This window comes from Vibrio sp. Y29_XK_CS5, from assembly GCF_024181835.1.
Classification (GTDB): domain Bacteria; phylum Pseudomonadota; class Gammaproteobacteria; order Enterobacterales; family Vibrionaceae; genus Vibrio; species Vibrio harveyi.
Window position 1 is genome coordinate 1,780,304 of record NZ_JAMZAM010000001.1, and the last position, 12,657, is coordinate 1,792,960.

Genomic DNA, 12,657 nt, shown 5'->3' on the forward strand with positions numbered 1-12,657 from the left:
ACCCTCTCTCAGAACTGAGATGGTCAAATATCAATCAAACCTCACCAATATCTCTCGTAAATGATATTGCCACCTGTTCGGGCACGATACTTCTCTAAGCCTAAACCTTGCAGTACTGGAGAGGTATCTTTGATCATCTCTGGGTTACCACACATCATCACAAAACTGCTTTGTTTAGAAAACGGCAAGTCAGCACGATTAACAAGCTCTCCCGACGCAATCAACTCTGGAATGCGGCCTTGAAGCTTACCCGGAATACTCTCACGGCTGACAATCGGCACATAACGCAGACGACCTTCATATCGCTGTTGGAGCTGCTCAATCAGGTATTTGTAAACTAAATCTCTTTCGTAACGCACACCATGCACCAGCACAATGTGATCGCTGTGTGGAAGTAGATTGATGTCGTCTAACAAAGAGAGAAATGGACCAATGCCTGTGCCCGTAGAAAGCAACCATAGATCGTTTGCGTGTTTGGGAATGGTATCGTGGATAAGATCGCCATGAGCCGTTTCTCCAACATAAATGCTATCGCCAGTTTGAAGCTGTTGCAGCCTTGGCGTCAGTTGCCCTTCTGGGTTCGCGACGACTAAGAATTCGAGCCATTCGAACTGCTCACTGGGCGCATTCACCACCGAGTATGCACGGCTAATGGGATTGCCCTGTTCGTCGAGCAAGGCGAGTTTGGTAAATTGTCCGGCTTTGAAGGAGAGAGGCGCACCGGAAACTCGTAAACTGAACAGCTCACCTGTCCAGTCGATTCGTTTTTCTACTTTGGCAAGATTGAAACCTTTCAGTTCTGTCATTGGACATCTCCTTTTGGTTACGCTTACTTAAACCTACGCCTCACAACTGACTATGTAAAGTTTTTAGTTTACAAAAATAAGCATCTAATTCATTTCACATTTTGCATACAATTTTATTACATCTTAATCAGTTCCATCTAGAATAAATACTCAAAGTGATAAGTCGCTTGGTAAATTGCGGCAACGTCGATGAAAAAGGAACATGAGTAATGGATACTTTATTAAAAGAATTCCCAGTGATTACGGAAATCAAAGTCGCTTGGGGAGAGATGGATGCCCTCCAACACGTCAATAATGCGGTGTATTTTCGTTACTTCGAAACTGCGCGTTTGGACTACTTCAACAAGATTAATCTGTTGGTAGATCTGCAGACGTCTCACATCGGTCCGGTTCTAAGTGAAACCCAATGCCGCTATAAGCTACCCGTTACGTTTCCAGATACGCTTTTGATTGGCTCACGCGTAATCGACATGCAAGAAGATCGCATCACGATGGAATACCAAGTGCTGAGTAAGAAGTGGGGCAAGATTGCGACCATCGCGACGGCTACTGGTGTGATGTTTGATTTTAAGAACAACGTGAAAGCTGCAATTCCAGACCACGTCCGCCAGTCGATTTTAGACTTGGAAGGCACCGTGGGCAGTACGCATCATTTGGAGTGAGAAAAGAGGCAAGAAGCGAGAGATTAGAATCGACATTCCCGACTGCGCTCCTTCGTCGCTATCGGGAATGACGCAGAGGAACTCTTCCAGCCTATGCGATGAGAAAAGCTGTGTCCTTCCAGCCTACACGGTAAAAAGTTGTGTCATTCTAGCGAGCCAAGGCGAGACTAAGAATCTACTTACCGCTTGCTGCAAACCATAGCGCAATGAATAAACTCAATATAATCTGAGAGTAGATTCTGAATCACGCTCGTTCCTCGCGGTTCAGAATGACGGTTCTCTGCCCTACAATACAGGGTCAAACGTCATTCCGGACGAGCCTAAGCGAGCCATCCGGAATCTCGCTTTAAACATCACAACAGAGATCCCCTACTGCGCTCCTTCGTCGCTATCGGGAATGACGCAGAGGAACTATTCCAGCCTATGCTATAAGAAAAGCTGTGTCATTCTAGCGAGCCAAGGCGAGACTAAGAATCTACTTACCGTTTGCTGCAAACCATAAAGCAATGAATAAACTCAATATATTCTGAGAGTAGATTCTGAATCACGCTCGTTCCTCGCTGTTCAGAATGGCGGTTCTCGCTTGGGTGTTCACCCTACAATACAAGCTCAGACATCATTCCGGAAGAGCCTAAGCGAGCCATCCGGAATCTCTCTTTTAAACGTGCACCAAATCCAATTAGCAGAACGTCTCGATGTACAGCGCTTCTACTTTATCTCTTGCCCACTGCGTTTTGCGCAGGAACTTCAACGACGATTTGATTGAAGGATCTTTCTTAAAGCAGTTCACACGAACGCGCTCATGCATTCCGTTCCACCCAAAGTGCTCAACTAAACGGGTAAGGATTTTCTCTAAACTCAACCCGTGAAGTGGGTTATTCGGCTGCTGTTGGCTCATGCTATTGATCCGGTAAAGTGAAGTTGCGCGCTAATCTAACTCAAACTCGCCGTGCAACCTAATGTTTTAACCTTGAATTGCCCTGCGACTCTCCCCTATAGTAGCCCAAACTTCTTAAAAGCCCTTTTCATTATGAAAGCCCTCAACGATCTGAATATCTTTGTCGAAACCGCACGCCAAGGCAGTTTTTCGAAAGCCGCCAACAGCATGGACATGACACCAGCAGCCATCAGTGCATCGATCAAACGTCTTGAGGGACAAATAGGCTTTCCGCTGTTTGTGCGCTCCACTCGCAGCCTTCGCTTAACGTCGGAAGGCGAATTGTTCTTAGATAAAACCACCCAAGCGCTCGCAATGCTTCAAGAGGGGTTAGATCAGATCTCAAGCGCGCGGGGCGAGTTATCAGGTCAGCTGCACATCACTGCGCCATCTGATTTTGGTCGCAACATGCTGCTTGATTGGGTTGATGAATTTATTGATGTTTACCCGAACGTCTCTATCAAGTTAGAGCTGTCTGATAGCTTGACTGATATGTACACCAAACCCGTCGACATCGCGATTCGCTACGGTGAACCTGCTGACTCTAACCTCGTCGTATTGGCATTGTGTGGCGCAAATGAGCGAATCCTGTGTGCCTCTCCAGAATACGTCGCAAATAATCCTGTGCTGACCAAACCGGAAGATCTAAACCAACACAACTGTTTGTGTTACATGGTGGCGGATTCGGTTTACAACAAATGGACGCTGACTCGCGGTGACGAAACAGAACAGGTTGTTGTGAGTGGCAAGCTACTTAGCAACGACAGTGACTTATCCCATCGCTTAGCAATCAAAGGCAAAGGCATCGCCAACAAATCACTGATGGACATCAGCCAAGATTTGATTGAGGGAAGATTAGTAAGAGTATTGCCTGAGTGGGATTGTGGTCCGGTACCGCTATACATGGTGTGCGCCGATCGTCGTTTGCTGACGCCAACCATTCGTACTTTCCGTGAATTCATTCATGAAAAATGCTGCCAGCAACGTAAGAAAGCGCTGGCAACATTCTGCTCAGAAGGTTAGCCGACAAACGTCATTGGGCGAATCTGAGAATATTCAACCCAATCGTTATCTTCTAGCGTCGAGATAAACTGTGCGATATGTGGGCTTTGTAGGTGCTTATCTAACGCTTCTTGCGATGCCCAAATTTCTTGGAACATAAACAAGCCTTCGATCTTTTGATCCAAATACAGTTCGTATTGGCAACAACCGTCTTCTTCACGAGAAGGTTCTAGTAGACCAGAAAGTAAGTTGGTTACGTTGTCGATACTATCTGGGTAGGCTTTAATTTCTGCAACTAAATGGATCATCTTGATTAAATCTCAGTAAATACAGTTTCTGCTTCCCAGCGTGACTTAGGCGTCTTAGCATTGAAGTCATCTTCCGCGTGGTAGCCAAGCGGCACAATCACAACACCAGTGTAGCCTTTTTCACGTAGACCAAATTCTTCATCCAACACTTTCGGGTCAAAACCCTCGATTGGCACCGCATCAATTTCTAGCGTTGAAGCACCCAGCAACAATGTACCCACGTTGAGGTAAACCTGTTTCTCCATCCAATGATTAGCATCTTTTAGGTCAAAACGGTGCATGTTTACAAAGTAACTACGACCGCCACGTACCGCTGCTCTTGCCTCTTCGGTTGGGAATCGACCGTCTTTTTCTTCCTGCGCCAATAGCGCTTCGATGTAGTCGTTATCGATGCCCGTTTTGGCACAGAACACCAACACGTGTGACGCATTCAAGATCTTCGCAGCGTTGAACGCGTAGTTCTCTTGTGCTGCTTTTGCGATACGTTGCTTGCCCTCTTCTGTGCTTGCCAGAATGAAGTGCCACGGCTGAGAGTTCACGCTCGATGGACTAAAACGAATCAGCTCTTTGACTGCGTCGATCTTTTCTTGCGGCAGCTTACGAGTTGGGTCAAAGACTTTGGTTGAGTAGCGGGATTTAGCAGCTTGAACGATGTCCATCGGGGTCTCCAGTCGAGTAGTTTATGCTGGTTATCACTTTAACCTTATGAGTTACAGGGAAAAACCGATTTCAGTTAAAAACATCTTCAAAATAAATTTGAAAATCGCCGATGTAACAAGCTTTGAGCACTCTCACTGAAGCAACACCTGGTTTAAGCAATAATGTCGCCTTTGCTCTGTTATCGAACCACTTTCATGCTGCCTCAAGACAACATCATCACTCCCTTTCTCTGCAAAAAACTTGGGCATAATCACCTAAGAATTGCTGGCGAATATTGGCACATTGAAAAGCTGGTTGCCTTGCAATGTATGATGTTGCAAGAGGCACCGACGCTACGTGAAGGTTTGCTGTGGTGGAGCAAAAGTGTTTCGCTATTCGACCGTCGCTTGTACATTGTTTTCGAACACAGTGATAACCAGGTTCAGATGCGGCTAGAGTGCAGAGCTACCGAAATGCCAAGCTGGGCAGAATCGGTTTATGACTTGCTGCTGATGCAATTGGAACAGATAGGTTTGAGTGCATCTGTGCGCATTCAGCTTCACAACCATGACCTTTATTCTGCTCATTTCGAACTAGGAGAAGACAGCAGCCCGAAACAGAACTCGGTTGTGTTCGACTTGGTGAAACATGTTTATTTGCTGCTGTCTCATCAGCCAATTGAACAGCCAGAATTGCTAAGCGTGCTTAATGCTCTGTTCGTCAAAAACAGCAATTACGCACTGAAACTAGAACAAGCCGCACTGCAACTGGGCGTACCCAAGCGCACCTTGCAACGTCGCCTGCAAGAAAAACAAATGAGCTATTCGCAATGCGTCGACTTCGCCAAGAAAAAGCATGCACTTGCCCTACTTGCAGACACTCAACTCACAACGCAGCAAATCGCTTATAAGTTGGGTTATGAAGAGCCTTCCAACTTCCATAGAACCTTTCGCCGTTGGTATCCGTTTTCACCAATGCAATATCGCCAGCAGTGTTTGGATAACCGCACTCATCTCAATAACCAACCCATCCGCTTGTACTACGCCAAAGCGAATACTTTAGCCGATAACGACATTGACCAACCCGTCGGTAAAATCTGGATGGAAGTGGATAATATTGCGTTTGAAAAAGTGGTCTCCGTTGAGTGTCGAGACCGTGATGGCACGTGGCGTCGCTACCCTGCCTTCTTCGAGCGTTTCTTGAATAATGGCACCGAACTATGGGCGACAACCGAGCTTCCTGTTGCTCATCCACTGACCTTTAGACTGTGTTATGAAGTCGATGGTGAGCGCTATATTGATAACAACCACCAGCGTGATTACGTGGTTTCTAAAGGGCTTTTAATTGGCGCAACAGAATACATTGTCCCGACAAGACAACTGATCCAACTCGGCACTCTGTACACCTTGTTTGTGGAACTCGCCTGCGGATTAAAAGACGTGGCGAAGATCGATTGCTACGCGGATGACGAGCTAACTCCGCACGCAATGAGCCAGACTCAGAACGCAGAAGATTACACATGCTGGGCGCTGCAACTGCCCCTACCCCAAACGGTTAAACAATGCCGATTCCGACTCTATGATCATTCTGGTAATGAGTTAGCCAAAGACCATTACCCGATTCAATATCCAATTGTGCAACCACTCAGTTAAATATGTAGCACAGTTCAAATTCAGCTCTTCGTGACATCATTTCACGTCTCTTTTGGCGTGAAATGACACTCTCAATTTCAAACCTTTGTTTTATCGTTTCCGCATTGCTGCATAACGGAGACAAAAACCGTGTTTGAAACCTTACCTAACCCTTTGAATAAAATAAAAATACTCCCTCTAGCGATCGCCCTAGCTCTTTCTGGCTGTGGTAGCGATGAAACTACGCCAGCCGATACAGGAAGCCACGTGGCATCTCCTGATTGGCAAGACCAGATCATTTACTTCTTGATGATCGACCGTTTTAACGACGGCGACAACACGCTTAACGATCAAGGTCAGAATGAGTACGATCCTACCTCAGACAAGAAATTCAGTGGTGGTGATCTTGTTGGTGTTAGTGACAAGCTAGGCTACATCGAAGACCTAGGCGCAACCTCTATCTGGATTACGCCGCCAGTGGCAAACCAGTGGTGGGACGCAGAACAAAACTACGGCGGCTACCACGGCTACTGGGCGCGTGATTTCCAAAAAGTGGATGAGCACTTTGGTGACATGGAAAGCTACCAAGCGTTAGCGCGAGAAGTGCACGCTCGTAACATGTTCTTGATTCAAGACATCGTGACCAACCACGTTGGTAACTTCTTCACTTACGATGACCCATACAATTACGACCCTAGCCTACCTTGCCAAGGTTTCCGTTTGATTGAAAATGCGCTGCCAGCAGGGCAAGAACTGCCTTATCCACTCAACATGAATGAATGTAAAGAAGATGGCACGGGCATTTACCACTGGACACCAAGCATCACCGACCACAACGACCCCGTCCAAGAAAAAACCTGGCAACTGTCAGATCTGGATGACCTGAATACGTCCGATCCTGAAGTACGTGCTTATTTAAAAGAGAGCTACCGTAAATGGATCCGCGAAGTGGGCGTTGACGGTTTCCGTATCGATACCGTGAAGTTTGTTGAGCACGATTTCTGGAACGACTTCCTACATGCCGACGACGGTGTGATGACTCAAGCGGTTGATACTGGTCGCGATAACTTCCTGACCTTTGGTGAAGTCTTCGAAACATCTACGCCTTACAACACCGAAGGCGAAGAGAAGATGCTAAGTTACATCGGCGAAAGCGGCTCACCAGAACAGTTAACCTCGGTGCTGAACTTCCCATTGCAAGCTACCATGACGCGCGTGTTTGCAGCAGGACAACCGACCGATTACTTACGCTTCCGCCTTGAGAAAATGATGGAGATGTTCCCGAATCCATACATCATGCCGAACTTCATTGATAACCACGATATGCCGCGTTTTCTATCGCAAGGCAGTGTCAACGATATGAAGCAAGCGCTGATTACCATGATGGCGGTACCGGGCATTCCTGTGATTTACCAAGGTACAGAACAGGCGATGTCAGCAGCGCGCGATGCGATGTTTGCTGGCGGTTACCGTGAAGACGGTGACTACGTAGATTCATTCGACCAAAACAGCGAGATGTACTTGTTCATCCAAGAGCTTGCTAAGTTACGTACCGAAAACAAAGTCATGACTCGCGGCGAAATGAAAGTGATTGGCAGCGATAAAGCTGGCGCCGGTGTGTTCGCCTTTACCCGAACGTTGGATAACGACGAAGTCTTGGTGGTAATGAACACATCGAATTCCCCGATGTTGATGAACCAACTCGATGTAGAGCAAGCGGGCGGCACCGTCTTCCAACAACAAATCATGTCGAATTGGGCAGACGCTCCGGAGCAGTTAATCGCAGATGAAAACGGTCACGTAACCCTTGAGCTACCAGCCAAATCTGCCGTAATTTACTCGAAAACTAACGACACACAATCGGTAGATACCCCAGATCTCAACATCCAACTGGCACAGGATTGGGAAGGACAAACCATCACTGATGACATCGTGATTACTGGTACTGCTAACGCAAACGAGAAATTGAACCTTGTCGTGGACGGTAATCTGGAAACAGCACAAGCCATTACCGTAGGTGCTGACGGTCAGTTCAGCGTGACTTTATCTACCCGACACTTTGCGATTGGCGAACAGCAACACCGCTTCGCGATTTACTCCACTGAGAAAAAAGCGGGCATTGAAGATGTAAACTTTGTGTCGGACTTAAGCTGGTCGAACACGCCAGACGACACTATTGATGACGCAGGTGATGCGCAAGATGGCATGGGCGGTCCTAACGGTAACTACTCGCTACCAACGGATCCAACGTTCGATAAAGACAACAGCCAACTCGCAATCAACAAAGCTGAGGTATTTACCGTCGGCAGTAACGTGCGCTTGACCTTCACCATGGACAAGATCACCGATACTTGGTTGCCGCCAAACGGCTTTGACCACGTTGGTTTCACCATCTTCATTGATTTACCGGAAGAAGCAGCAAGCAACCTAACGGAACTGCCTAAGATCAACGCTTCTATGCCAAGCGGAACATGGAGTCGCAATGCTGTGGTCTTCGGCTGGCAAAGCTCCATTTACAACACTCAAGGCGCAAACGCGACAACATGGGGCGAAGCCGTAACACCAGCACCAATGGTCACGGTAGACAAAGCCAACAACACCATTTCGATGGACTTCGCGAGTGACGCGCTGGGTCGACCTGATTCACTGGATGGTATTCGATTCTATGTGACAACTTGGGACTTGGATGGATTGTCTGCCACTTACCGTCCACTGGAACAAGACAAAGGTCCTTGGAACTTCTCTGGCGGCGCATCGGATGAGAGCAAGATTTGGGATGACTTACCAATCATCACCCTGTCTGAATAATCACTGAAACCACAATAAACGCGAAAGCAAAAAGCAGCTCACCTTCGAGCTGCTTTTCTTTGTTTGAAATTCTGAAATTCTGAAATTCTGAAATCACTATTGCGAAACTCGCACTTGCGCTAGCTAAACAGAGACTTCACCCACAGCACTAAACTGTCCCATAACTTTCCAATCCACGAGCCCTCTTCCACTGCTTGGTTACTCACCAACGGATAGCTCGCCACGGTTTTATCGTCACTCTTCCACACGACTTTGCCAACCACATCCCCTTTTGCGATGGGTGCAATCAGCGGCTCATTCACGACCACGCTCTTGTCTAAACCAGCGGTTAGAGAGCGAGGGAGCGTCAGGTACGCATCTTGGGCAAAACCCAAATCAATCTCACTGACATCGCCTTTCCACACTTTTGCACTCGCCTGAACTTCGCCCTGTTTTGCCACTTGTTTGGTGTCATAGAAGCGGAAGCCATAACTGAGCAGGTTCTTAGACTGGCTAATACGCGACTGTTTGCTTGGCGTTCCCATCACTACTGAAATCAATCGCATCTTTCCTTGCTTAGCAGAACTGACCAAACTGTACCCTGCATTGCTGGTGTAGCCCGTTTTGCCGCCATCGACATCCATCGATTTGTCCCACAACAGTTTATTGCGGTTGTATTGGGTGATCTTATTCCACTTAAATACCTTCTCACTATAAAGCGCATAGACTTCAGGCACATCATTGATGATGGATTGCATCAGAGTCGCCATATCATTAGGAGAAGTTTGAATGCCCTCGCTATCCAGACCATGCGAGTTAACGAAGTAGGTATCATTCAAGCTGAGCTTATCTGCCCAACCGTTCATCAAGGCGACAAATGCCCCTTCACTACCAGCAACATGTTCGGCGAGCGCCACACAAGCATCATTACCAGATTGAATGATCACTCCACGCATTAGATTGGCGACGGTGATTTCATCTTTGGGTTGGATAAACATTTTTGAGGAGTCTGGGAATTTGGCTGACCACGCGTTCTCACTCACCGTCACTTTATCATCCCATTGAAGCCGCCCGGATTTGATTTCTTGCCCCACGACGTAAGCGGTCATCAACTTAGTTAAACTGGCAGGGGCTAATCCGGCACGCGCGTTTTGCTCAGCAATAATGGCTCCGGACTGAAAGTCCATTAACACATAGCCTTTTGCCTGTAACTGAGGCGGATTCGGCGTCACGACCGCCAATGTAGGGGCACTGATGGTCTGTAGTAATAAACAAGTGAGCGTGATTCGGGTTAGTGACGTGTTCATCAAGCATCCTCCATGGTCAATGACCGCCAAATGTCTCGTTTCATAAAAACGGTAAAACAGTGATGTCTAAACTGCACTTATCAGATCATAGTTCACTCAGTGCATACCAACACGGAAAGATCGAAGAGTTTCTGTTTTGAGTGCCATTCCTTGCCTTTCCGGCTTCAAAAATCGAGTTCTTACAACAAATCTATTGTTTCTAATAAGGAATTCGATATCGTAAAGCGACTATAAACAAGGACAGACCATAACAATGAACGCTCAATCATTTATAGACGCAGGACTGCATTACACGCCCCACTCGTTTACCGTGCCGCTGAACTACCAAGATCTAAGTAAAGGCACGATCAACGTCTTCGCTCGCTCCGTTTGTTTAGTCGGCGATGAAGACTCCGACAAACCATGGTTAGTGTATTTTCAAGGCGGTCCGGGCTTCCCTTCTCCTCGTCCAAACGGAAACAACGGTTGGATAAAACGCGCACTGAGTGAGTATCGTGTATTGCTGCTCGACCAACGCGGCACTGGCAACAGCAGCGTGATTAATCACCAGACGCTTGCACACCTCACGCCTAAGCAACAAGCGGACTACTTAAGCCACTTCCGCGCAGACAACATTGTTCGCGACGCGGAATTTATCCGTGAACAATTTGGTGTTGAGAAGTGGGCAATTTTGGGTCAGAGCTTCGGTGGTTTCTGCTCACTAACCTACCTATCGCTGTTCCCGAACAGCTTGCTGCAAAGCTACATTACGGGTGGTGTGCCTTCGGTTTCTCGTCATGCCGATGATGTGTATCAAGCAACCTTTAAGCGCACCATGGAGAAGAACCAAGCCTTCTTCCAGCAATTCCCACAAGCGCAGCAGCTATGCCAGAACATTGCCAATCACTTGTTGGAGCACGAAGAGTTTCTGCCAAATGGTCAGCGCTTTACTGTCGAACAGTTCCAACAAATTGGGATTAACTTTGGTGTCAGTGATACCTTCTTGCCAACTTATTACTGGCTAGAAAGTGCCTTGATTGAAGTGAACGGTAAACCTCAGCTTCGTTATGAATTCCTCAACGACATGTTGGCACAGCAAAACTTCCAAACCAATCCAATCTACGCGATTCTGCACGAATCAATTTACTGCCAAGGGTTTGCTTCTCAATGGAGCGCTCACAGAGTGCGCCAAGAGCATGATGCGTTCAATTACGAACAAGGTAAGCCGTTTTACTTCACTGGCGAAATGGTCTTCCCTTGGATGTTCGATCAATACGTAAACTTAAAGCCACTGAAAGAAGCGGCGGAGTTACTGGCAGAGAAAGCCGATTGGACGCCGTTATACGATGCCCAGCAACTGGCAAACAATAAGGTGCCTGTAAGCTGCGCTGTCTATGCCGACGATATGTTTGTGGAAATGGACATCAGCCGTGAAACACTTGCTGCAATGCCGAACTCGAAAGCATGGATCACCAATGAATATGAGCACAACGGTCTTCGCGCAGATGGTGAGCGTATTCTCGACAAGTTAATTGCGATGGGTAAACAAACCGCAGCAACGTTGAAATGAGCAACTAACGCTCAGAATTCGCTAAAAACCTAGATAGAAAAACGCCTCTTTATCACGAGATAGAGAGGCGTTTTTGGTTCAGCATCAAATATTAATAAATACCATTAGGCAAACCCGACAAATGCATCTTGATGCATTTTATTTCTTATTGTAACATCCTGTTTTTATTAAATTAGTTGGTTATAAAAATGACAAAGTTTACAGAATATAAAGTGGTTCACATTGTTGAAGGTGGTTGCGGCACAATTCTACTAGGTGCAAGTGGCTTGCCTGTGCAAAAGATGGAAGCAGAGCTGAACAAGTACGCACAAGATGGTTGGCAAGTTGTATTCCAAGTAGTGGAACAAAAACGCTTTATGCTATTTTGGAAGCGTGAGGCTGTAATTATCACTCTCGGCCGATAAGTTTGCTTAAATATATCTCTTTGAAATTGATCCATCGCTACCAGGCTAGCGGTGGTTCAAAGCAGTTATTGAATATTGAATGTAATTTTGAGCCCACTTGCTCAGAGTACACCAAACAATGTATTGCTAAGTATGGGGCAATAAAAGGTTGGAAACTTGGTTTGGCAAGAATTAAGCGGTGTAACCAACCCGACCTCATTGAAAAAATATATGACGAGGTACCGTAATGCGCTTATTTGAGCCAATTGAACAGCTAGAGAAACAGGAAGAATTACTGAGAAGTCAGGTAAACTCATTACCTGAACATCAAAAGAAAGAATTCTATGAACGCCAGTCTAAAAGTCTCAAGGACCCCGATACCTACGCAACGTTAAACTGGTTCTTTCTTGGCGGTTTTCACCATTGCTACCTAGGTAAATATGCTTTGTTTGCTTTAGAGCTAATATTGTTAATCGTAAGTATCGTTGGCTTTGTTCTTGGACATCCTAGTGCGTTCCTTATCCTCGCGTTACTCATTATATATGAACTACCACAATTGTTTTTTTCACAGAAAATAGCAAGACAGCACAATTATCAGTTATCTTGTGAAATCTTCAATGAAGTGCGAAGAAACTAGATGATTAAA

Annotated in this window: 13 protein-coding genes; 8 read left to right on the forward strand and 5 right to left on the reverse strand. The window is 46.4% G+C overall.

Annotated elements, in window-relative coordinates; translation table 11 throughout:
- Positions 1 to 41: 41 nt before the first annotated feature.
- Positions 42 to 806, reverse strand: a complete 765-nt coding sequence (locus tag NL647_RS07975; RefSeq protein ID WP_009697988.1) for a ferredoxin--NADP reductase — start codon at positions 804 to 806, stop codon at positions 42 to 44.
- A 209-nt stretch (positions 807 to 1,015) separates the two neighbouring features.
- Between NL647_RS07975 and NL647_RS07980 the strand changes: the two genes are divergently transcribed.
- Positions 1,016 to 1,468, forward strand: a complete 453-nt coding sequence (locus NL647_RS07980; protein WP_005453229.1) for a thioesterase family protein — start codon at positions 1,016 to 1,018, stop codon at positions 1,466 to 1,468.
- A gap of 679 nt (positions 1,469 to 2,147) precedes the next feature.
- On the opposite strand, the gene NL647_RS07985 is transcribed toward NL647_RS07980, so the two are convergent.
- The gene (locus NL647_RS07985; protein WP_005436214.1) at positions 2,148 to 2,366 is read right to left on the reverse strand and encodes a VF530 family DNA-binding protein; all 219 of its coding nucleotides are present in this window, start codon (positions 2,364 to 2,366) and stop codon (positions 2,148 to 2,150) included.
- A gap of 132 nt (positions 2,367 to 2,498) precedes the next feature.
- On the opposite strand from NL647_RS07985, the gene NL647_RS07990 reads away from it, so the two are divergent.
- A complete protein-coding gene (locus tag NL647_RS07990) occupies positions 2,499 to 3,428 on the forward strand; it encodes a LysR family transcriptional regulator (protein WP_253649960.1) in 930 nt (309 codons plus the stop codon).
- Here the strand turns inward: NL647_RS07990 and NL647_RS07995 are convergent.
- Both NL647_RS07995 and NL647_RS08000 read right to left on the reverse strand, forming a co-directional pair.
- A complete protein-coding gene (locus tag NL647_RS07995) occupies positions 3,425 to 3,715 on the reverse strand; it encodes a putative quinol monooxygenase (protein ID WP_020195369.1) in 291 nt (96 codons plus the stop codon). The two genes, NL647_RS07990 and NL647_RS07995, sit on opposite strands and share 4 nt — an antisense overlap.
- Before the next feature lie 5 nt (positions 3,716 to 3,720).
- Positions 3,721 to 4,374, reverse strand: coding sequence for an oxygen-insensitive NAD(P)H-dependent nitroreductase NfsB (locus NL647_RS08000; RefSeq protein WP_020195370.1), 654 nt, complete (start codon positions 4,372 to 4,374; stop codon positions 3,721 to 3,723).
- Positions 4,375 to 4,569: 195 nt separating this feature from the next.
- Here NL647_RS08000 and NL647_RS08005 point away from each other — a divergent pair, with 195 nt between their 5' ends.
- Positions 4,570 to 6,006: a helix-turn-helix domain-containing protein gene (locus NL647_RS08005; RefSeq protein ID WP_253649961.1), complete on the forward strand. Its 1,437-nt coding sequence runs from the start codon at positions 4,570 to 4,572 to the stop codon at positions 6,004 to 6,006.
- A 129-nt stretch (positions 6,007 to 6,135) separates the two neighbouring features.
- Positions 6,136 to 8,793 (forward strand): alpha-amylase family glycosyl hydrolase, encoded by a 2,658-nt coding sequence (locus NL647_RS08010; RefSeq protein ID WP_253649962.1) that lies wholly within the window; start codon positions 6,136 to 6,138, stop codon positions 8,791 to 8,793.
- Positions 8,794 to 8,912: 119 nt separating this feature from the next.
- Here NL647_RS08010 and NL647_RS08015 read toward each other — a convergent pair whose 3' ends face one another.
- Positions 8,913 to 10,079, reverse strand: a complete 1,167-nt coding sequence (locus NL647_RS08015) for a D-alanyl-D-alanine carboxypeptidase family protein (RefSeq protein ID WP_253649963.1) — start codon at positions 10,077 to 10,079, stop codon at positions 8,913 to 8,915.
- Positions 10,080 to 10,332: 253 nt separating this feature from the next.
- Here NL647_RS08015 and NL647_RS08020 point away from each other — a divergent pair, with 253 nt between their 5' ends.
- The 4 genes from NL647_RS08020 to NL647_RS08035 all read left to right on the forward strand — a co-directional run bounded on the left by NL647_RS08020 (position 10,333) and on the right by NL647_RS08035 (position 12,648).
- Entirely contained in the window at positions 10,333 to 11,628 is a 1,296-nt protein-coding gene (locus NL647_RS08020; RefSeq protein WP_253649964.1) for an alpha/beta fold hydrolase, read from the forward strand.
- Between the two features lie 188 nt (positions 11,629 to 11,816).
- Positions 11,817 to 12,032, forward strand: a complete 216-nt coding sequence (locus tag NL647_RS08025) for a DUF4177 domain-containing protein (RefSeq protein WP_005447484.1) — start codon at positions 11,817 to 11,819, stop codon at positions 12,030 to 12,032.
- Positions 12,033 to 12,052: 20 nt separating this feature from the next.
- Positions 12,053 to 12,259: a membrane protein insertion efficiency factor YidD gene (gene yidD, locus NL647_RS08030; protein WP_226982152.1), complete on the forward strand. Its 207-nt coding sequence runs from the start codon at positions 12,053 to 12,055 to the stop codon at positions 12,257 to 12,259.
- Entirely contained in the window at positions 12,259 to 12,648 is a 390-nt protein-coding gene (locus NL647_RS08035; RefSeq protein ID WP_005447482.1) for a hypothetical protein, read from the forward strand. Before yidD ends, NL647_RS08035 begins: the two co-directional genes overlap by 1 nt.
- The last annotated feature ends 9 nt before the right edge of the window (positions 12,649 to 12,657 follow it).